Below are 20,205 nucleotides of genomic sequence, written 5' to 3'. Positions count from 1 at the left end.
GCTTCCACGGCAGTACAGGCAGGGGCCTGAGATGATCAAAGGCAAGACCGGCAACCCCGAACAGGCTTCGCGCAGTCGTTCGCAGATCATCGTGCTGTTCATCGCGCTGATCGTGTTCATCATGCTGTTGTTCGCCAACTTCGCCTACCTGAACACCCAGGCCACCTACGACAAGCAGTACATCAGCCACGCTGGCGAACTGCGCGTGTTGTCCCAGCGTATCGCCAAGAACGCCACCGAGGCGGCCTCGGGCAAGGCTGCGGCGTTCAAGCTGCTCAGCGATGCACGCAACGATTTCGCCCAGCGCTGGGGCTACCTGAAGAAGGGCGACCCGGCCACCGGCCTGCCCGCCGCGCCGCCGACCGTGCGCACGGAAATGCATGCGGTGCAGCAGGACTGGGAAAGCCTGCTGAAAAACACCGACACGATTCTCGCCAGCGAACAGACGGTACTGTCCCTGCACCAGGTGGCGGCGACCCTGGCCGAAACCGTGCCGCAACTTCAGGTCGAATACGAGAAGGTCGTGGAGATCCTGCTGCAGCGCGGTGCGCCGGCAGCCCAGGTGGTCATGGCCCAGCGCCAGTCGCTGCTCGCCGAACGAATTCTCGGTGCGGTGAATACCGTGCTGGCCGGCGATGAAACCTCGTCCCAGGCTGCCGACGCCTTCGGCCGCGATGCGGCGCGCTTCGGCCAGGTCCTCAACGGCATGCTGCAGGGCAATGCGGCGCTGAAAATCTCCCAGGTCGAGGACAAGGATGCCCGGGCCCGTCTCGGGGAGATCGCCGAACTCTTCGAATTCGTTTCCGGCTCCGTCGATGAAATCCTCGAGACCTCGCCGGAGCTGTTCCAGGTCCGTGAGTCCGCCAGCAGCATCTTCAGCCTGTCGCAAACCCTGCTGGACGAAGCCTCGCACCTGGCCAACGGTTTCGAAAACCTGGCGGGCGGACGCTCCCTGGACACCATCGGCGGTTATGTCCTGGGCTTGCTGGCGCTGGCCTCGATCATCCTGATCGGCCTGGTGATGGTCCGCGAGACCAATCGCCAGCTGCATGAAACCGCGGAAAAGAACGAGCGCAACCAGCACGCGATCATGCGCCTGCTCGATGAGATCGAGGACCTGGCCGACGGTGACCTGACCGTGACCGCCTCGGTGACCGAGGACTTCACCGGGACCATTGCCGACTCGATCAACTATTCGGTAGACCAGTTGCGCGACCTGGTCGCCACCATCAATCTCACGGCCGGCAAGGTTGCCGCTGCCGTACAGGAAACCCAGGCCACCGCGATGCAGTTGGCCGAAGCCTCGGAGCATCAGGCCCAGCAGATCAGCGAGGCCTCCGCGGCGATCAGCGACATGGCGCAGTCCATCGACCAGGTGTCGGCCAACGCCGCCGAGTCCTCGGCGGTGGCGGAGCGTTCGGTGGAAATCGCCAACAAGGGCAACGAGGTGGTGCACAACACCATCCACGGCATGGACAACATTCGCGAGCAGATCCAGGACACCGCCAAGCGGATCAAGCGCCTGGGCGAATCTTCCCAGGAGATCGGCGATATCGTCAGCCTGATCGACGACATTGCCGAGCAGACCAACATCCTGGCACTCAACGCGGCGATCCAGGCCTCCATGGCCGGTGATGCCGGCCGCGGTTTTGCCGTGGTCGCCGACGAGGTCCAGCGCCTGGCGGAGCGTTCGTCCGCCGCAACCCGGCAGATCGAGACCCTGGTGCGGGCGATCCAGACCGACACCAACGAAGCCGTGATTTCCATGGAGCAGACCACCACCGAGGTGGTGCGCGGCGCACGCCTGGCGCAGGATGCCGGGGTGGCGCTGGAAGAGATCGAAGGCGTATCGAAGACCCTCGCCGCGCTGATCCAGAGCATCTTCAACGCGGCCCAGCAGCAGACTTCGTCGGCGGGCCAGATTTCGCTGACCATGAACGTGATCCAGCAGATCACCACCCAGACATCCTCCGGTTCGACCGCGACCGCCGAGAGCATTGGCAACCTGGCGAAGATGGCCAGCCAACTGCGGCGCTCGGTCTCCGGCTTTACCTTGCCCCAGGCGCAAGATGCGCGTGAAACCCGGTAGTGAAGCATGAGCGACCAGCAGCATGACTACGTAGCCCTGGAGTGGGTCAAGGGCGAGATTACCGACACCCTCAGGCAGGCCCGGCAGGCACTGGACGGTTTCGAGGTGCCGGAGCATGCCGAACAGGACATCGCCGAGTGCCTGGCCTGCATCCACCAGGTGCACGGCAGCCTGCAGATGGTCGAATTCTACGGTGCGGCGTTGCTGGCCGAGGAAATGGAACAACTGGTGCTGGCCCTCCAGCAGGGCCGGGTCGGCGCGCCGGGCGAGGCTGTCAGCCTGTTGCACCAGGCGTTCGCCCAATTGCCGTTGTACCTGGACCGGGTGCATGACGCCCGGCGCGACCTGCCGCTGTTGGTGCTGCCGTTGCTCAACGACCTGCGCAGTGCTCGCGGTGAAAGCCTGCTTTCGGAGACCAGCCTGTTCAGTCCGGTGCTGCTGGCGTTGCCAGCACTCGAGGCCGGGGTTCTGGCCCAGCGGGCCCCGTCGGACCTGCCGGGGCTGCTGCGCAAGTGGCGGCAGATGTTGCAGACCGCCCTGGTGGGGTTGCTGCGCGAACAGGACGACGCGACGAACCTGGGCTACATGGCCAAGGTCTTCAACCGCCTGGAAAGCCTGTGCCTGGACGCGCCACTGGCGCCGCTGTGGCAGGTCGGTTCGGCGCTGGTCGAAGGCATGCTCGACGGGGCGATCAGCAACAGCCCGGCGTTGCGCAGCCTGCTCAAGGATGCCGACAGGGAACTCAAGCGCCTGCTGGAGCAGGGGATCGAGGGCATCAACCAGCCGGCACCGGACGAATTGCTCAAGAGCCTGCTGTTCTACATCGCCAAGGCCGAACGCCCCACCCCGCAGATGCGTGTGCTCAAGGAGCGCTATGGCCTGGACGAGGCGTTGCCGAGCAGCAGCGTGGTCGACGAGGAGCGTGCGCGCCTGGCCGGTCCGGACCGTGATGCCATGCGTTCGGTGGTCTCGGCGCTCTGCGAGGAACTGGTGCGGGTCAAGGAGCGGCTGGACCTGTTCGTGCGCAGCGACCGCCAGCACGCCGACGACCTGGGCAGCCTGCTGGCGCCATTGCGGCAGATCGCCGACACCCTGGCGGTGCTCGGCTTCGGCCAGCCGCGCAAGGTGATCATCGATCAGTTGGCGGTGGTCCAGGGCCTGGCCCAGGGTCAGCGCGAGCCCAACGACCCGGTGCTGATGGATGTGGCCGGGGCCTTGCTCTATGTCGAGTCGACGCTGGCCGGGATGATCGGGACGGTCGAACCGCAGGGTCGCGAGGAAAGCCGCCTGCCGACCACCGACCTGACCCTGATCCACCAGATCGTGATCCGCGAGGCCCTGCTCTGCCTGCAGCAGGCCAAGGACCTGATCGTCGACTACATCGATGCCGACTGGGACCGTGAGCGCCTGGCGCCGTTGCCCGAGCTGCTGACCCAGGTACGCGGTGCGCTGTCGATGATTCCGCTGGGCCGGGCGGCGAGCCTGCTGGAAACCTGCAACCGCTACATTCGCGAGCACCTGATCGACGAGCCGAGCCCGCCGTCCTGGCAGCAGCTCGATCGCCTCGCCGATGCCCTGAGCGGCATCGAGTACTACCTTGAGCGCCTGGCCGAAGATCACGAGGCGGCTGGCGAGACGGTGCTCGACAAGGTCGAGCAGAGCCTGGATGCGCTGGGCTGTACGCCGGTGGAACTGGAGGTGCCGGTGCTCGACGAGGTGCTGAGCCCCACCGAGGCGCTGGTGATGCGCGACCTGCAGGAGCTGGATGACCCGCATGTGGTGAAGTCCCTGGCCGATGTACTGGCCCACCCGGTATCGGAACTCAATCCGCCGGCCCGGCAGGTGCCGCACAGCCTGTTGCCGCCGCCGCCGGACGAGGCGCCGGTCGATGACGAGTTGCGCGAAGTCTTCCTCGAGGAAGCCGCGGAAGTCCTCGATGCCCTGCGCGACTACCTGCCGCGCTGGCTTGCCGATCTTGAGAGCAAGTCGGCGCTGGGTGAACTGCGCCGGGCTTTCCATACCCTCAAGGGCAGCGGCCGGATGGTTCGCGCGCTGGTGCTGGCCGAATTGGCCTGGGCCATGGAGAACCTGCTCAATCGGGTGCTCGAACGCAGCCTGGAGCCAGGCCCCGAGGTACCACGGCTGATCGACGAGGTGTTGCAGCTGTTGCCGGGGCTGGTCGACGAGTTCGCCGCCGATGCCCAGCGCCAGCGTGACGATGTCGACCAGTTGGCGGCCCGTGCCCATGCCCTGGCGAGTGCCGGTGGCGCAGGGGATGCCGAGGGCGAGGCCGGCACGGAAGGCCTGGACCGGCAGTTGCTGGAGATTTTCCGCGCGGAAGCCGAGACACACCTCGACAGCCTCAACCATTTTCTCGAACAGGCCGCCGAGCACCTGCCATTGCAGGTCAGCGACGAGTTGCAGCGGGCACTGCACACCCTCAAGGGCAGCGCCTACATGGCCGGGGTCCTGCCGATGGCCGAACTGGCCGCGCCGCTCTACTACCTGGTCCGCGAGTTCAAGGCCCACCTGCTGGCGCTGGACCTGGACGAGGTGGAGCTGCTGTTCGAGGCCGAAGGCCTGTTCCGCCAGGGCCTGCAAAAGCTGAAGGACGATCCGCTGGCCGCCATCGACGGCGCGCCGCAACTGATCCGCCGCGCCGAGGACTTGCTGGCGCAGCGGCTCGAAGCCCTGCTGAGCGTACCCGTCAGCGCCCAGCGCACGCGGCGCGACCCGCAACTGATCAGCAGCTTCCTGGCCCAGGGCATGGACATCCTGCTGGACGCCGAGAGCCTGCTGCAGCGCTGGCAGCAGCACCCTGGTGAACGCCAGGAACTCAACGACCTGCTCGACGAACTGACCACCCTCGGCCAGGGTGCGCACCTCGCCGACCTGGAGCCGGTGGACGAACTGTGCGAAGCACTGCTGGATATCTACGGGGCGGTCGAGGAAAGCAGCCTGGCGGTCAGCGAACGTTTCTTCCACGAGGCGCAGCTGGCCCATGAGGCGCTGATCAACATGCTCGACGAACTGGCCGCCGGCCAGGCGATCAACCCGCAGCCGGCACGCATCCGTGCCTTGCGCGAGCTGCTCGACGAAGCGCTCGATCCCGCAGCTACCGGGCTGATCAGGACCGACGGCGGGCATGCCCTGAGCATCAGCGAACTGGGCGCGGCCACCGCCGAGGCTGCGCAGGTCGAAGCGGGCGTGGACCTGGACGACGAGATCGTGACGATCTTCCTCGAAGAGGCGGCGGACATCCTCGACAGTGCCGGGCAGGCCCTGCAGCGCTGGCTCGACGAGCCTGACAGCGCCGCGTCGCTGCTGTCCCTGCAGCGTGACCTGCATACCCTCAAGGGCGGGGCACGGATGGCCGAGGTCGGCCCGATCGGCGACCTGGCCCACGAGCTGGAGAACCTTTACGAAGGCCTGCTGGATCGGCGTTTCAGCCATTCACCCTCCCTGGCATCGCTGCTGCAGAAGAGCCATGACCAGTTGGCCGTCATGCTGGAGCAACTGCAGGAACAGCAGCCGCTGAGCGATCCGACACCGTTGATCGACAGTCTCCGGGCCTTCCGCCAGCAGGGGGTGGAAGCTGAAGCGCCCGAACCGACCGAGCCGGCGGCTGGCAGCGATCCGGAGTTGCTTGAGGTCTTTCTCGAGGAGGGCTTCGATATCATCGAAAGCTCCGGCGCGGCGTTGCAGCGCTGGCGCGCCGAGCCGTCGAGCCGTCAGGAGGTGGAGAACCTGCTGCGCGACCTGCACACCCTCAAGGGGGGGGCTCGGATGGTCGAGATCGCGCCGATCGGCGACCTGGCCCATGAGCTGGAATTCCTCTACGAAGGCGTCTCGACCATGCTGCTGCAGCCGGGCGAGGCGCTATTCGACCTGTTGCAGAGTGGTCACGACCGCCTGGCGCAGATGCTCGATGCGGTTCGGGCCGAGCAGCCGGTGCCGCCGGCCGACGCGCTGATCGCCGAGATCCAGGCGTTTGGCCGGCAGCCGCCGGTCGAGCCGCCGGTGGTCGCGGAGTTGACGGCGCCACTGATCGCCAAGAGTGAGCCCGAGGCCGAGCGGCCGCCCCAGGACATGGTCAAGGTTTCCGCCGATGTGCTGGAGGACCTGGTGAACCTGGCGGGCGAGACGTCGATCTTCCGCGGGCGCATCGAACAACAGGTGAATGACGCCAAGGTCGCGCTCAACGAGATGGAGACCACCATCGAGCGGATGCGCGACCAGTTGCGTCGGCTCGATACCGAAACCCAGGGGCGGATTCTCAGCCGCCAGCAGGTGGAGGCCGAGCGCCTTGGCTACGAGGAATTCGACCCGCTGGAGATGGATCGTCACTCGCAACTGCAGCAACTGTCCCGGGCCCTGTTCGAGTCGGCATCCGACCTGCTGGATCTCAAGGAGACCCTGGCCGGGCGCAACCAGGACGCTGAGAACCTGCTGTTGCAGCAGGCACGGGTCAACACCGAATTGCAGGAAGGCCTGATGCGCACGCGCATGGTGCCGTTCGAACGCATGGTGCCGCGCCTGAAACGCGTGGTACGGCAGGTGGCGGCGGAGCTGGGCAAGGATGTCGACTTCATCGTCGGCAACGCCGAGGCCGAGGTCGACCGCAATGTTCTCGAGCGCATGGTCGCGCCGCTGGAGCACATGCTGCGCAACGCCGTCGACCATGGCCTGGAAAGCACCGAGGTGCGGCGTGCCGCCGGCAAGCCGGAGCAGGGCCGGATCACCCTCGACCTGTCCCACGAAGGTGGTGACATCGTTTTCGACATCCATGACGACGGCGCCGGGGTCCCGCTCGATGCGGTGCGGCGCAAGGCGATCAAGCGCGGGATGATCGAGGAGGACACGCCGATCAGCGATCGCGAGGTGTTGCAGTTCATCCTCCAGCCGGGCTTCTCCACGGCCGAGCGCATTACCCAGATTTCCGGGCGTGGCGTCGGCATGGACGTGGTCCACGAGGAAGTGCGGCAACTGGGCGGGACCATGACCATCGACTCGATCAAGGGCCAGGGCGTGCACTTCCAGATCCGCCTGCCGTTCAGCGTTTCGGTGAACCGCGCGCTGATGGTGCAGTGCGGCGACGAGCAGTATGCGGTGCCGCTGAACACCGTCGAGGGCCTGGTGCGGGTGCTGCCCAACGAGCTGGAAGGCTATTACCAGTTCAATCCGCCGCGCTACGAGTATGCCGGGCAGACCTATGAGCTGCGTTACCTGGGCGAGCTGCTGAAAACCGTCAACAAGCCCAAGCTGCTCGGCCTGAGCCAGCCGCTGCCGGTGCTGCTGGTGCATTGCAACGAGCAGCGGGTGGCGCTGCAGGTCGACAGCCTGGTCGGTACCCGCGAGATCGTGGTGAAAAGCCTGGGCCCGCAGTTCGCCGCGGTGTCGGGCCTGTCGGGGGCGACGATTCTCGGTGATGGTCGGGTAGTGCTGATTCTCGACCTGCTGGCCCATGTCCGTACGTCCCAGGCCTGGGTACCGGTGCCACGGGCCTTGAGCGACCTGGCGGCGGACTTCACACCCTTGCGACCGCGGCTGGTGATGGTGGTGGACGACTCGGTGACCGTGCGCAAGGTCACCAGCCGTTTGCTGGAGCGCAATGGCATGAACGTGATTACTGCGAAGGATGGCGTCGACGCGATGAGCCTGCTGCAGGAGCACACGCCGGACCTGATGCTGCTCGACATCGAAATGCCGCGCATGGATGGCTTCGAAGTCGCGACCCGGGTGCGCAACGACCCACGCCTGAAGGACCTGCCGATCATCATGATCACCTCCCGTACTGGCCAGAAGCACCGGGACCGGGCCATGGCCATCGGCGTCAACGACTACCTGGGCAAGCCGTACCAGGAGTCGGTGCTGCTGGAGAGCATCGCCCAGTGGAGTCATGCCCATGCATGAGAACCGTGCCAACAGCCTGACCGGCTTGATGCTGCCCCTGGCCGACCGCTACCTGCTGCTGCCGAACGTGGCGGTGGCCGAGCTGATCGACTTCCAGCGCGGCGAGCCGGCCAGCGATGCGCCGCCGTGGTACTTGCGCCAGGTGACCTGGCGCGACCGCCAACTGCCGCTGATCAGCTTCGAAGCCGCCTGTGGTGGTGCGATCAGCGTGGGCGAGAGGGCGCGGATCGTCGTCCTCAACACCCTGGGTGGGCGGCCGGAGCTGCGCTTCATTGCCCTGGTGATCCAGGGGATCCCGCGTTCGTACAAGCTCGACAGCCAGTTGAGCTTCGTCGACGTGCCGCTGTGCGGCCTGGAAAAGGCCGCGGTCCAGGTCGGCGACCTGGTGGCGAAGATCCCGGACCTGCCGGGGCTGGAACGCCTGGTGCTGGCGTCGGGGCTGGCCTGAGTGTTCATCTGGAGCGGTGCTTGCCCAACCGGCTGTTCAACACCAGCCCCGCAGTGCTGAAGCCGATGAAGCTCAATGCCAGTGTCCACTCCAGCTGCCGGGTGAACAGGCTGACCAGCGCACTGATCAACGCTGCCGCGACGAATATCAGGGTGCTGCCCGCCGAGGCGGCGACACCGGCATTGTCCGGGAAGATCTCCATCGCCCGGGTGCTGACTGTGGGGCGGACCAGCGTCGTGCCGGCCGTGCACAGCAGCATCGGCAACAGGATGGTCAGTGCCGAGCGCTCGTATTGATGGGACAGGAGCAGCATCACCGGCGCCGACAGCAGGATCAGCCCCAGGCCGGCGACCACCTGGGTATCGGGGGCGATCCGGCGATTCAGCCAGCCGGCACCGAAACCGCCAGCTATGTAGGCGGCACCATATCCCAGCAGCATCAGCCCATACTGGAACTGCGACAGGCCGAGCTGTTCCATGAACAGGATTGGCGAGACCACGATGAAAGCGAAGTGGCAGGAGAAGGCCAGGGCCGAGAGCAGGTAGTTGCCGACGAAGGCAAAGTTGCCCAGCACCAGGCGGTAGCCTTGCAGCAGGTTCTTGCGTGGGGGCGTGGCGACAGGGCTGCGGTTGTCCAGATTGCGCCAGGCCAGCAGCCATATCAGTAGCGCGAGGGCGCAGTAGACATAGAAGCCACCGCGCCAGCCCCACAACCATTGCAGAAAAGTCCCGGCCAGGGGCGAGAGCGAGATGAGCACGCCGGTAGCCGTGACCTGCAGGATGCGCACCCGGGTGCGTTCCTGTCCCTCGAACAGGTCCTGGATCAGCGCCTGGCACAGTACGAAGCAGCCACAGCCGAGGGCCTGGAGCATGCGGAAGAACATGAAGGGCAGGAAGTCGACGGACACCGCGCAGCCCAGCCCGCCGACCAGCGTGACCGCGATCCCGCCGAGTAGCAGGTACTTGCGGCCGAACACATCCGACAGCGGCCCGATGAACAGTTGCGACAGGGCTATGCCGAGCACGAACAGGCTGACGGACAGGGCGATATCCGTGGACGGGCGCTGGAAATGCTCCGAGAGGGCTGGAAACGAGGGCAGCAGCACGTCGATGGGAAATACGCTGAGCAGGACAATCAGCATGATCAGGGCGATAGCAGTGACTTGCTGCTTTTTTTCCGGCATTTGCTGCATCCGTTGCATGGCGTGAGCGCTGAAGGATTCCAGCTATGGGGCGCTGAAAACAAGCCCTGGCATGTAGGTCATGGACGATATTGATGCAGGCCTTGTCCAGACTGATCATTAACCTGAGCGTAACGATCAGTCGCCGGGCTTGATTGATGCCCTGTCCGATCACTCCTACTGTCTAGCCACGACAGCGAACCCGTGGAGTGAGCATGACAACCCCCAATTCCCCCGACTCGCGCTGGACGCGGCGCCGTGCCGAGAAGCAGCGCCGCCTCGACCAGGTGCGAGCCCTCGCCGATGGCGTGGTGTTGCCGACCGACAGGATCGTCGCCGCCCTGGAAGCCCTGATCATGCCGGGCGACCGGGTGGTGCTGGAGGGCAACAACCAGAAGCAGGCGGATTTCCTCTCGCGCTCCCTGGCCCAGGTCGACCCGAGCCGGCTCCACGATTTGCACATGATCATGCCCAGCGTTGGCCGGGCCGAGCACCTGGACCTGTTCGAGCGCGGCATCGCCCGCAAGCTGGACTTTTCCTTTGCCGGCACCCAGAGCCTGCGCATCAGTCAGTTGCTGGAAGATGGCCTGCTGGAAATCGGCGCGATCCACACCTACATCGAACTCTATGCGCGACTGGTGGTGGACCTGGTGCCCAACGTGGTGCTCAGCGCCGGGTTCATGGCCGACCGTGCCGGCAACATCTACACCGGCGCCAGCACCGAGGACACCCCGGCGCTGATCGAGCCGGCGGCCTTCAGCGACGGCATCGTGATCGTCCAGGTCAACCAGTTGGTCGACGATGTCAGTGACCTGCCGCGGGTGGACATTCCCGCGTCCTGGGTCGATTTCGTGGTGGTGGCCGACCGGCCGTTCTACATCGAACCGCTGTTCACCCGCGATCCTCGGCACATCAAGCCGGTGCACGTGCTGATGGCGATGATGGCGATTCGTGGGATCTACGAGAAACACAACGTGCAGTCGCTCAACCACGGGATCGGCTTCAACACCGCCGCCATCGAGCTGATCCTGCCGACCTACGGCGAGTCGCTGGGCCTGAAGGGCAAGATCTGCCGCAACTGGACGCTCAACCCGCACCCGACGCTGATTCCCGCCATCGAAAGCGGCTGGGTCGAAAGCGTGCACTGCTTCGGTACCGAGCTGGGCATGGAGAACTACATTGCCGCCCGGCCGGATGTGTTCTTCACCGGGCGCGACGGTTCGCTGCGCTCGAACCGGATGGTCTGCCAGCTGGCCGGGCAGTACGCGGTGGACCTGTTCATCGGCGCGACCCTGCAGGTCGACGGCGATGGCCATTCTTCCACGGTGACCCGGGGCCGCCTGGCCGGTTTCGGCGGCGCGCCGAACATGGGCCATGATCCCCGTGGCCGCCGGCATGGCACGCCGGCCTGGCTCGATATGCGCCTGGGCAGCGGCGACGCGCCCGAAGCCTTGCTCGAACGTGGCAAGAAGCTCGTGGTGCAGATGGTCGAGACCTTCCAGGAGGGGGGCAAACCGACCTTCGTCGAAACCCTCGATGCCGTCGAGGTGGCGAGGAAAAGCGGCATGCCACTGGCGCCGATCATGATCTACGGCGATGACGTCACCCACCTGCTGACCGAAGAGGGCATCGCCTACCTGTACAAGGCCCGCTCCCTGGAGGAGCGCCAGGCGATGATCGCCGCGGTGGCCGGCGTCACGGTCATCGGCCTGCGGCACAAGCCGGAGGACACGGCGCGGCTGCGGCGCGAAGGGCTGATCGCCTTGCCCGAGGACCTAGGTATCCGTCGCACCGATGCCAGCCGTGAGCTGCTCGCAGCCAAGAGCGTGGCCGACCTGGTGCAATGGTCGGGCGGCCTCTACAACCCGCCCGCACGCTTCAGGAGCTGGTAAATGCACGCCTTCAATCTGCAGCCGCAACCCCTTTCATTGTCCGAGCGCCTGGCGGACTTCGCGGTGGAAGCACTGATCGACGAGGCCGACCTGTCGCCCAAGCCGGCCCTGGTGGACCGGCGCGGCAGCGGTGCGCACAGCGACCTGCACCTGGGCCTGATGCACGCCTCGGCCCTGTCGCTTTGGCCGATGTTCAAGGAGATGGCCGATGCGGCGATATCCAGCCGAGAGCAAACCTTGTGGCGAGCGGGCTTGCCCGCGTCGGGTTGCGAAGCGACCCTGAAACCTCTGATCACGGAGCGTCAGGTTGATCTGGACGCCAGGGTTTACGACGGCTGCGCCGCCGAACGCGGGCAAGCCCGCTCGCCACATTCAGTTACCGCAATCGACTTGCCGTTGCGCGAAGCCCTTGGTCGTATCGGCCGCGAAGGCGAGCAGGCAATGCTCAAGACCACTGGCGGGGTCAATACCCATCGTGGGGCGATCTGGGCCTTGGGCCTGCTGGTGGCTGCCGCGGCTCTGGAGCCTGCCGCCCATTGCGCCGAGAGCCTGGCACTGCGGGCCGCGCGCCTGGCCTTGCTGGAAGATCGGCATGCGCCGCAGGGAAACAGCCACGGACAACAAGTGGCCCGGCGTTATGGGGCCCGAGGCGCGCGGGAAGAGGCGCAGCTCGGCTTCCCGTCGGTAACCCGGCTCGGCTTGCCCCAACTGCGTCGCAGCCGTCTGGCCGGTCACGGCGAACAAAACGCCCGGTTGGATGCGTTGCTGGCGATCATGACCCAACTGGCTGACACCTGTGTGCTCTATCGCGCCGGCCTGCCGGGCCTGCAGGCAATGCAGCAGGGCGCCCGCGCGGTGCTGGAGGCCGGCGGCAGCGCCAGCCTGGCCGGTCGGCGCTGCCTGCATGAATTGGATCAACAGCTTTTGGCGATGAATGCATCACCAGGTGGCGCGGCGGATCTGCTTGCCGCCTGCCTGCTGATCGATCGTCTCGAACAGGAAGCCTTGTGATGGAAAAACTGTCCTTCGAATTCCCCGCCGGGCAGCCGCCCCGGGGCCGAGCCCTGGTGGGCTGCGTCGGTTCCGGCGACCTGGAAGTGCTGCTCGAGCCCGGTCGTCCCGGTACCCTGTCGATCCAGGTGACGACCTCGGTCAATGGCAGCGCCGCCCGCTGGCAGCACCTGTTCGATCGTCTGTTCGACGGCCAACTGCCGCCGGCGCTGGCCATCGATATCCACGATTTCGGCGCCACGCCCGGCGTGGTCCGCCTGCGCCTGGAACAAGGCTTCGAGGAGATCGGCCATGACTGACAGCGCAGCTCTGTTGAACAAGCACAGTTTCGTCGAACTCGCTGCCCGGCAGCGGGCGAGGGCGTTGCTCGACCGGGGCAGCTTCCGCGAACTGCTCGATCCCTTCGCCCGGGTCATGTCGCCCTGGCTCGAACGCCAGGGCGTGGTGCCCCAGGCCGATGACGGCGTGGTGATCGCCAAGGGCAGTGTCGACGGCCTGCCGGTGGTGGTCGCCGCCATCGAGGGGGCCTTCCAGGGCGGGAGCCTGGGCGAAGTAGGCGGGGCGAAGATCGCCGGTGCGCTGGAACTGGCCGCCGAGGATAACCGCCAGGGTATTCCCACCCGTGCCGTACTGCTGCTGGAGACCGGCGGCGTGCGCCTGCAGGAGGCCAACCTGGGGTTGGCGGCGATCGCCGACATCCATGCGGCCATCGTCGATCTGCGGCGCTATCAGCCGGTGATCGGCGTGGTGGCCGGCAGTGTCGGTTGCTTTGGTGGCATGTCGATTGCGGCGGCGCTGTGCAGTTACCTGGTGGTGACCCAGGAGGCCCGCCTGGGCCTCAACGGACCGCAGGTGATCGAACAGGAGGCGGGGCTCGAGGAATACGACTCCCGCGACCGGCCTTTCATCTGGAGCCTGACCGGTGGCGAGCAGCGCTTCGCCAGTGGCCTGGTGGATCGTTATGTAAGTGATGACGTGGCCTCGATCCGGCAACAGGTGGCTGCCCTGCTGGCGGCCGGCCTGCCCGAGGCCCAGCGCAGCCGGCAGGCGGACTGGTACCTGCAACGGCTGGCCGAGCTGGATGCCGCGCCGCAGATCGACCCCGCCACCGTTCGCCGTCTTTTCCAAGGAGATCGCCCATGAGCGCCCCGTCCCTGCGCGGTTTGCACTGGTTCCAGGCCCTGGCTGGCGACGCCGCCGAGATCGCCGGCCTGCCGGCTTCGCTGAAGGCCGCCGATATCCGCCTGGGTGACCAGCAGGCCCGGCTGCTGGCGGTGGTACCGGATGCGGCCAATCGTTTTGCCCGTGCCCGCAGCGGCGAAGTCGGCCTGCTGGAAGGCTGGAACCTGGCCAAGGCGGTGGATCAGGTGATCGAAGCCGATGCTGCCAACGCACGCAAGCGCGCACTGATCGCCATCGTCGACGTGCCGAGCCAGGCCTATGGGCGCCGCGAGGAAGCCCTGGGTATTCACCTGGCCCTGGCCGCCGCCGCCGACAGCTATGCCCGCGCCCGGCTGGCGGGGCACGCGGTGATCGCGCTGCTGGTGGGCAAGGCGATGTCGGGGGCGTTCCTCGCCCACGGCTACCAGGCCAACCGGCTGATCGCCCTGCGCGACCCCGGCGTGATGGTGCATGCCATGGGCAAGGCCTCGGCGGCGCGGGTCACCCTGCGCAGTGTCGAGGAGCTGGAAAGCCTGGCTGCCAGCGTGCCACCGATGGCCTATGACATCGATAGCTATGCCAGCCTGGGGCTGCTGTGGAAGGTCCTCGATGTGCAGCGGATCGAGCAGCCTACAGCGGAGGATCTGGCGAGCGTGCAGGACTGCCTGGCCGCCGCCATCGGCGACGCGACGCAGCGCGGCACGGACCTGGGCGGACGGCTGGGGGCGCAAAACCGCGCTGCGTCCAGCCGGGTCCGGCAACTGCTGCGCGAGCAGTGGTGAGTGACGATGCGTAGTGATACCTATCTTCCCCACGACCTGCTCTGGGGGCTGAACCCGGAGCAACTGCCGGCGCAGGCGCCGGCCTGGGTGGCCGAGGCCCTGGACCAGGGGCAGCCGGTGGTGCTGCGGCGGGCGCCGGCGAGCGCGGAGCAACTGCCGGTGGGCGTGCGCGGGGCGTTGCGCGAGCAGCGTTTTGCCACGTTGATGCTGCGGGCGCGGGTCGAGCGCCGGGTCTGTCCGGAGGCGCTGGTCGACAGTCCGCTGGCGGTGCGGGACTGGCCGGCCTTGCGCGCGCTGCGCCAGGTGCGGCCGCTGCTCGATGCCTCGGGATTGGCTTGGGGCGTTAGCGGCAGTGCCGGTTTCGAACTGGCGACCGGCCTGCCGACCCTGCATGCGCAGAGCGACCTGGACCTGATCCTGCGCACGCCCCACGTGCTGTCGCGGCACGAGGCCGCTGCTTTGCTGCAGCAGCTCGACAACCCGTTCTGCCGCGTCGACCTGCAATTGCAGACTCCGCTGGGTGCGGTGGCGCTGGCGGAATGGGCTGGCCAGGCGCAGCGGGTGCTGCTCAAGGCGGACTCGGGCGCACGGTTGGTGGCCGATCCCTGGAGTCTTCAGGAGCAAGCAGCGTGAGCAGCCTGCTGGCGTTTCCCGGCCAGGGCGCGCAGCAGCCCGGTATGCTGCGGCGCTTGCCCGATGCGACGGTGGTTCGCCAATGCCTGGTCGAAGCCGGCGAGGTGCTGGGAGAGGACCTGGCGCTGCTGGACACGGAGCAGGCGCTGGCCTCGACCCGCGCGGTGCAGCTCTGCCTGCTGGTCGCCGGGGTGGCCGCAGCCCGGCTGCTGCTGGAGGATGGCCCGGCGCCGGCTTATGTCGCTGGCCTGTCGATCGGGGCCTACCCGGCGGCGGTACTGGCCGGGGTACTGGAGTTCAGCGATGCGCTGCGCCTGGTCAGCCTGCGCGGCAGGCTGATGCAGCAGGCTTATCCACAGGGCTATGGCATGACCGCGTTGATCGGCCTGGAGCTGGCGGCTGTGGATAACTTGCTGGCCCAGGTGCATGGCCCGCAGACACCGGTCTACCTGGCCAACATCAATGCCGACAACCAATGCGTGATCGCCGGCAGCGATGCGGCAATGGCGGCGGTTGGCGCGGCGATGAAGCAGGGCGGTGTCGCTCGCCGCCTGGCCGTCAGCGTGCCGTCGCACTGTCCATTGCTGGACGAGCCGGCGCAGCAGTTGGCGGCGGCATTCGCCGATGTGCCGATGCGGGCGCCACGCCTGGGGTACTTGAGCGGCAGCAGCGCCCGGTTGCTGCGCAGCGCTGAACAGATTCGCGATGACCTGGCCTTCAACATGTGCCGGCTCGTCGACTGGCGTGGCACCGTACAGAGCGCCTACGAGCGCGGTGTACGGCTGCAGATCGAACTGCCACCGGGTACGGTGTTGACCGGCCTGGCGCGTCGGGTATTCGAACAGGGCAGCGTGATCGCCTTCGACGCTGCCCGACTGGACAGCCTCAAGGCACTGCTGGATGAGGAGGGACGCCGCCACCGATAGAGACCGGCTGCTGCTTCGAAGGACAAAAACAACAACTTCGACAATGCGATGCGAGGATAACAACAATGATTATTTACGGTGTGGCACTGCTGGCGGCCTGTACGTTGGCCGGTGTGGTTCTGGGCGACCTGCTGGGTGTACTGCTGGGGGTCAAGTCGAATGTCGGCGGGGTCGGGATCGCCATGATCCTGTTGATCTGCGCGCGCCTGTGGATGCACAAGCGCACAGGCATGAGCAAGGATTGCGAACTGGGCGTCGGCTTCTGGGGCGCCATGTACATTCCGGTGGTGGTCGCCATGGCGGCCAACCAGAATGTGGTCACCGCGCTGCACGGTGGCCCGGTGGCGGTATTGGCGGCCATCGGCTCGGTGGTGCTGTGTGGTTGCACCATTGCCCTGATCAGCCGCACCAACCGTGGCGAGCCGTTGCCGGCCGAACCGTCGGCCCCGGTGCCGGATGCCCATGCCGTGGGAGGTCGCTGACATGTGGGGTCTCATCGAGAAAGCACTGGAACACAACGGTTTGATCACCGCCTTCGCCTTGGTCGGTGTGGTGATGTGGCTGTCGGCGGTGCTGTCCAAGCGCCTGACCTTCGGCCGGATTCACGGTTCGGCGATCGCCATCGTGATCGGGTTGGTCCTGGCCTGGGTGGGCGGCACGCTGACCGGCGGGCAGAAGGGCCTGGCGGACATGGCGCTGTTCTCCGGGATCGGCCTGATGGGCGGCGCCATGCTGCGTGACTTCGCAATTGTCGCCACGGCCTTCGAGGTACAGGCCACCGAGGCCAGGAAGGCCGGGCTGATCGGGGCTGTGTCGTTGCTGCTGGGGACCGTGCTGCCGTTCATCGTCGGTGCGAGCATGGCCTGGACCTTCGGTTATCGCGACGCGGTCAGCATGACCACCATCGGTGCCGGGGCGGTGACCTACATCGTCGGGCCGGTGACGGGCGCGGCGATTGGTGCCAGTTCCGATGTGATCGCCCTGTCGATTGCCACGGGATTGATCAAGGCGATCATCGTGATGGTCGGCACGCCGGTGGCGGCGCGCTGGATGGGCCTGGACAACCCGCGTTCGGCGATGGTGTTCGGCGGCCTGGCCGGCACCGTCAGTGGTGTCACGGCTGGCCTGGCGGCAACGGATCGGCGCCTGGTGCCCTACGGTGCGCTGACGGCGACCTTCCACACCGGACTGGGCTGCCTGCTCGGGCCATCGGTGCTGTTCTTCATCGTGCGTGGCCTGGTGGGTTGAACGCAGGGGGCCGGCAGCTCAGCCACGATGGTTGGCATACATCCGGCACTCGGCCAGGAGCGCCAGCAGGTTGGGGTCGCGCTCCTTGGCCTTGAGGAACACCACGCCGATATGCTGCTGCAGGTGGTAGCGCGCCTGCAGCGGGATCAGTTTCACCCGGTTCTCGTACACCGCGGCGATCCGTCCGGGCAGCAGGGCGTAGCCGACACCGGAGCTGACCATGCTCAGCAGGGTGAAGATGTCGTTGACCTGCATCGCCACCTTGGGTTCGAAGCCCGCCTGCTCGAACACCCGGTTGCCGTCGCGGTGGGTGGCGAAGCCCTGGGTCAGGGTGATGAAGGTCATGTCGCGCAGGTCCGCCAGGTCCACCTGGGCCTGGTGGGCGAACGGCGAGTCGGCCGGTGTGGCGAGAAAGATATCGTCGGAAAACAGCGGCAGGTGCTCGCAGTCCGGGTCGTTGGTGGTTTCGTCCAGCGACACCAGGATCGCATCCACTTCCATGTTCCTGAGCTTGTACAGCAGATCGATGTTCGAGCCGAGGATCAGGTCGATGTTCAATTCGCTACGGCGGATCTTCAGGCCCATGATCAACTGCGGCACGGTTTTCACCGTCAGCGAATAGAGCGAGCCGAGCTTGAAGCGTTCGGCGGAGAAGCCGGCGGCTTCGCGGGTCACGCGGATGCTTTCGACCACGTCCTGGATCAGTTTCTGCGCCCGCTCCTCCAGTACATAGGCACTTTCCAGCGGAGTCAGGTTACGCCCCTCGTGCTTGAACAGCGGGCAGCGCAGGGCACTTTCCAGGGAGTGGATGGCCCGGTGCACGCTGACGTTGCTGGTCTGCAGTTCGGCCGCCGCCCGGGCCAGATTGCCGGTGCGCATGAAGGCCAGGAACACTTCCAGCTTTTTCAGGGTCAGTTCTTCATCGATCAACATGGGACGGACTCTTTTTCGAATGTTCCGATTGTGCCCAAGTCCCGGGAAATTGGCTGGCGCTTTTTGCCACGACCGACGTTCAGTCGAGCAGGCCGTTGAGCATCGCGAGGCGTCGTTGAAAGGCCAGCAGCGCTTCATCGCACGGCCAACCCTGGTAGCCGCCGCGCAGCGTGCGGGCCCTGACATCACCGTAGGCCGGCAGGAAGCTGTCGGGCAGCGGACGGCTGCAGGCCGTCGCGTGCCATTGGCGCAGCAGGTGGCGCTGGTGTCCCGGCTGCGTGCTGTCGGTGAAGCGGGTACGGGCGTGGCAGACCAGGTGGTTGTTGAGAAACTGCAGGTCGCCGGGCAACAGCTCCAGTTCCAGGCACATGTCTGGCAGGCAGGCGGTGCTGTGTACCGCGTTCAGCGCGGCGCGGGCGATGTTGCTCAGGCGCGGGGCCCCGGGCAGGCGCTCGCAGTCCAGGTTGCGCTGGCGATAGAAACGGCTGGCGAAGGTATCCCGCTCCAGGGCGAAGACCGGGCAAAGGAAAAAGCGCCGGGTGCCGGCCACGTCGTGTGTCGGGTCATGGAACGCCAGTGGCTGGTAGAGCGCCTGGCACAGCCGTGGGTTCTCGCGCATCAGGCGATCATGCACGGCACGCAGGCTGGCCAGCCGGAACAGTCCGCCGCGGGCGGCCTGGCGCAGGCAGAGCAGGGTGGTCAGGTCGCAGGCGTCGGTATGGAACTCCATGGAACGGCTGGTGACATGGCTGCGGTGGGGCGAGGGCTGCGGTTGCTGCTGGTCGCGGACATCAACCAGTAACTCGCCTGCATGATTCTGTACCAACGGGACACCCAGGTGCAGGCCGATGCCCCAGGCCAGCAGGCGGGCCTGTTCGGGCGTCTTGTCGAGCACGGGAAAACCGGTGATCAGGTATACCCCGAGTCCCTGCTCGGACTCGAGGACAGCCCGTTGCAGCAGGGGCTGGACCGTGGGCAGGGGGAAGTCCCGCGGCGTCATTTCCAGTGGCGGCAGGCCCCGGCGCTGCGCATGCTTGAGGGCGCAGTCGATCTCGATGACCTGGGCGCGGTCGAGCCGGTGGATCCAGGAAAGCGAACGCTCTATGAGCTTGTCGCGGTTCCAGGCCTGGGCGATGCGGGTCATGGCGGGCTCCCGTGGAATGAAGTATCGGGACTGCCATTTTCTGTATCGTGGGGTGGTTTTTTTTTAATCTATGGAGCGAAATCCGGAAGCCTGTTTCTTATTCGAAGGTAGGAAGCGACTGTATGGGACATCGGGTGGGCGCGCTGGGCATTGCGTTGCAGGTTGCCACGACCGAACCTGATGAAGTGTCCTGGAGAAGGGAGGTGGGCAGTACATGTATCACGGGGAACGACTCAACGCCTGGACCCATCTGGTCGGTGCGGTACTGGCGAGCATCGGCGCGATCTGGCTGTTGGTGATGGCGAGCCTGGATGGCAGCCCGTGGAAGATTGTCAGCGTGGCGATCTACGGGGTCACGCTGATGACCCTCTACAGTGTCTCGACCGTGTACCACAGCGTGCGCGGGCGGGCGAAGGTGATCATGCAGAAGGTCGATCACCTGTCGATCTACCTGCTGATCGCCGGCAGCTACACGCCGTTCTGCCTGGTCACCCTGCGCGGGCCGTGGGGCTGGACCCTGTTCGGTATCGTCTGGGGGCTGGCGGTGATCGGCATGCTGCAGGAGATCAAGCCGCGCTCGGAGGCGCGGATCCTGTCGATCGTGATCTACGCGGTGATGGGCTGGATCGTGCTGGTGGCGATCAAGCCGTTGCTGGCGGCACTGGGCATGGCCGGTTTCATCTGGCTGGCCACGGGTGGCGCGTTGTACACCCTGGGCATCATCTTCTTTGCCCTGGACCACCGCCTGCGGCACTCCCACGGGATCTGGCACCTGTTCGTGATCGCCGGCAGCGCGCTGCACTTCGTGGCGATCTTCTGGTACGTGATCTGAGACCCCGGCAAAG

At 66.3% G+C, this 20,205-nt stretch carries 16 protein-coding genes; 13 read left to right on the top strand and 3 right to left on the bottom strand.

Annotated features, from left to right (window positions below; translation table 11 throughout):
• The first annotated feature begins 31 nt into the window (after window positions 1-31).
• From HU752_RS30640 to HU752_RS30630, 3 genes are read left to right on the top strand one after another with little or no spacing between them, the layout of a single operon-like run.
• Entirely contained in the window at window positions 32-2,089 is a 2,058-nt protein-coding gene (locus HU752_RS30640; protein WP_186686678.1) for a methyl-accepting chemotaxis protein, read from the top strand.
• 6 nt (window positions 2,090-2,095) lie between these two features.
• Complete coding sequence (locus HU752_RS30635) at window positions 2,096-8,002, top strand: Hpt domain-containing protein (RefSeq protein WP_186686687.1); 5,907 nt, start codon at window positions 2,096-2,098, stop codon at window positions 8,000-8,002.
• Window positions 7,995-8,450, top strand: a complete 456-nt coding sequence (locus HU752_RS30630) for a chemotaxis protein CheW (RefSeq protein WP_186686690.1) — start codon at window positions 7,995-7,997, stop codon at window positions 8,448-8,450. The genes HU752_RS30635 and HU752_RS30630 overlap by 8 nt, the downstream gene beginning before the upstream one ends.
• A 4-nt stretch (window positions 8,451-8,454) precedes the next feature.
• On the opposite strand, the gene HU752_RS30625 is transcribed toward HU752_RS30630, so the two are convergent.
• A complete protein-coding gene (locus tag HU752_RS30625) occupies window positions 8,455-9,651 on the bottom strand; it encodes an MFS transporter (RefSeq protein WP_186686693.1) in 1,197 nt (398 codons plus the stop codon).
• Window positions 9,652-9,845: 194 nt separating this feature from the next.
• Between HU752_RS30625 and mdcA the strand changes: the two genes are divergently transcribed.
• The 9 genes from mdcA (at window position 9,846) to madM (ending at window position 17,283) form a co-directional block, all read left to right on the top strand.
• The gene (gene mdcA, locus HU752_RS30620; protein WP_186686696.1) at window positions 9,846-11,522 is read left to right on the top strand and encodes a malonate decarboxylase subunit alpha; all 1,677 of its coding nucleotides are present in this window, start codon (window positions 9,846-9,848) and stop codon (window positions 11,520-11,522) included.
• On the top strand, window positions 11,523-12,533 hold the full coding sequence (locus HU752_RS30615) for a triphosphoribosyl-dephospho-CoA synthase (protein WP_186686697.1): 1,011 nt from the start codon (window positions 11,523-11,525) through the stop codon (window positions 12,531-12,533). It begins immediately after the preceding gene.
• A complete protein-coding gene (locus HU752_RS30610) occupies window positions 12,533-12,832 on the top strand; it encodes a malonate decarboxylase subunit delta (protein ID WP_186686699.1) in 300 nt (99 codons plus the stop codon). The genes HU752_RS30615 and HU752_RS30610 overlap by 1 nt, the downstream gene beginning before the upstream one ends.
• Complete coding sequence (locus tag HU752_RS30605; protein WP_186686701.1) at window positions 12,825-13,676, top strand: biotin-independent malonate decarboxylase subunit beta; 852 nt, start codon at window positions 12,825-12,827, stop codon at window positions 13,674-13,676. The genes HU752_RS30610 and HU752_RS30605 overlap by 8 nt, the downstream gene beginning before the upstream one ends.
• Window positions 13,673-14,476: a biotin-independent malonate decarboxylase subunit gamma gene (gene mdcE / locus HU752_RS30600; RefSeq protein WP_186686703.1), complete on the top strand. Its 804-nt coding sequence runs from the start codon at window positions 13,673-13,675 to the stop codon at window positions 14,474-14,476. The genes HU752_RS30605 and mdcE overlap by 4 nt, the downstream gene beginning before the upstream one ends.
• Before the next feature lie 6 nt (window positions 14,477-14,482).
• Window positions 14,483-15,109 (top strand): malonate decarboxylase holo-ACP synthase, encoded by a 627-nt coding sequence (locus HU752_RS30595; RefSeq protein ID WP_186686705.1) that lies wholly within the window; start codon window positions 14,483-14,485, stop codon window positions 15,107-15,109.
• Window positions 15,106-16,035 carry a malonate decarboxylase subunit epsilon gene (gene mdcH, locus HU752_RS30590; protein ID WP_186686707.1) on the top strand — a complete coding sequence of 310 codons (930 nt, stop codon included), beginning with the start codon at window positions 15,106-15,108 and terminating at the stop codon, window positions 16,033-16,035. The genes HU752_RS30595 and mdcH overlap by 4 nt, the downstream gene beginning before the upstream one ends.
• Window positions 16,036-16,100: 65 nt before the next feature.
• Entirely contained in the window at window positions 16,101-16,517 is a 417-nt protein-coding gene (gene madL, locus HU752_RS30585; protein ID WP_186686709.1) for a malonate transporter subunit MadL, read from the top strand.
• A gap of 1 nt (window position 16,518) precedes the next feature.
• The gene (madM, locus tag HU752_RS30580; protein WP_186686712.1) at window positions 16,519-17,283 is read left to right on the top strand and encodes a malonate transporter subunit MadM; all 765 of its coding nucleotides are present in this window, start codon (window positions 16,519-16,521) and stop codon (window positions 17,281-17,283) included.
• Between the two features lie 18 nt (window positions 17,284-17,301).
• Here the strand turns inward: madM and HU752_RS30575 are convergent, their stop codons facing one another.
• Together HU752_RS30575 and HU752_RS30570 are read right to left on the bottom strand one after the other, a co-directional pair.
• Window positions 17,302-18,216: a LysR family transcriptional regulator gene (locus HU752_RS30575; RefSeq protein WP_186686715.1), complete on the bottom strand. Its 915-nt coding sequence runs from the start codon at window positions 18,214-18,216 to the stop codon at window positions 17,302-17,304.
• 79 nt (window positions 18,217-18,295) lie between these two features.
• A complete protein-coding gene (locus tag HU752_RS30570) occupies window positions 18,296-19,360 on the bottom strand; it encodes a TauD/TfdA family dioxygenase (protein WP_186686718.1) in 1,065 nt (354 codons plus the stop codon).
• Between the two features lie 214 nt (window positions 19,361-19,574).
• On the opposite strand from HU752_RS30570, the gene trhA reads away from it, so the two are divergent.
• Window positions 19,575-20,192 carry a PAQR family membrane homeostasis protein TrhA gene (gene trhA / locus HU752_RS30565; protein ID WP_017902945.1) on the top strand — a complete coding sequence of 206 codons (618 nt, stop codon included), beginning with the start codon at window positions 19,575-19,577 and terminating at the stop codon, window positions 20,190-20,192.
• The last annotated feature ends 13 nt before the right edge of the window (window positions 20,193-20,205 follow it).

Origin of the sequence: Pseudomonas vanderleydeniana (assembly GCF_014268755.2) — a bacterium.
GTDB classification, from domain to species: Bacteria; Pseudomonadota; Gammaproteobacteria; order Pseudomonadales; family Pseudomonadaceae; genus Aquipseudomonas; species Aquipseudomonas vanderleydeniana.
Note: the sequence above shows the minus strand (reverse complement) of the source record. Positions and strands in the feature narration are given on the sequence as shown.

Excerpts from the sequence above, each read along its gene's own strand:
- mdcA (WP_186686696.1), top strand. The coding sequence starts at position 9,846 with ATGACAACCCCCAATTCCCCCGACTCGCGCTGGACGCGGCGCCGTGCC.
- madL (WP_186686709.1), top strand. The coding sequence starts at position 16,101 with ATGATTATTTACGGTGTGGCACTGCTGGCGGCCTGTACGTTGGCCGGT.
- madM (WP_186686712.1), top strand. The coding sequence starts at position 16,519 with ATGTGGGGTCTCATCGAGAAAGCACTGGAACACAACGGTTTGATCACC.
- HU752_RS30625 (WP_186686693.1), bottom strand. The coding sequence starts at position 9,651 with ATGCAACGGATGCAGCAAATGCCGGAAAAAAAGCAGCAAGTCACTGCT.
- HU752_RS30575 (WP_186686715.1), bottom strand. The coding sequence starts at position 18,216 with ATGTTGATCGATGAAGAACTGACCCTGAAAAAGCTGGAAGTGTTCCTG.
- mdcE (WP_186686703.1), top strand. The coding sequence starts at position 13,673 with ATGAGCGCCCCGTCCCTGCGCGGTTTGCACTGGTTCCAGGCCCTGGCT.
- HU752_RS30610 (WP_186686699.1), top strand. The coding sequence starts at position 12,533 with ATGGAAAAACTGTCCTTCGAATTCCCCGCCGGGCAGCCGCCCCGGGGC.
- HU752_RS30615 (WP_186686697.1), top strand. The coding sequence starts at position 11,523 with ATGCACGCCTTCAATCTGCAGCCGCAACCCCTTTCATTGTCCGAGCGC.
- HU752_RS30605 (WP_186686701.1), top strand. The coding sequence starts at position 12,825 with ATGACTGACAGCGCAGCTCTGTTGAACAAGCACAGTTTCGTCGAACTC.
- HU752_RS30570 (WP_186686718.1), bottom strand. The coding sequence starts at position 19,360 with ATGACCCGCATCGCCCAGGCCTGGAACCGCGACAAGCTCATAGAGCGT.
- HU752_RS30640 (WP_186686678.1), top strand. The coding sequence starts at position 32 with ATGATCAAAGGCAAGACCGGCAACCCCGAACAGGCTTCGCGCAGTCGT.
- HU752_RS30635 (WP_186686687.1), top strand. The coding sequence starts at position 2,096 with ATGAGCGACCAGCAGCATGACTACGTAGCCCTGGAGTGGGTCAAGGGC.
- trhA (WP_017902945.1), top strand. The coding sequence starts at position 19,575 with ATGTATCACGGGGAACGACTCAACGCCTGGACCCATCTGGTCGGTGCG.
- HU752_RS30595 (WP_186686705.1), top strand. The coding sequence starts at position 14,483 with ATGCGTAGTGATACCTATCTTCCCCACGACCTGCTCTGGGGGCTGAAC.
- HU752_RS30630 (WP_186686690.1), top strand. The coding sequence starts at position 7,995 with ATGCATGAGAACCGTGCCAACAGCCTGACCGGCTTGATGCTGCCCCTG.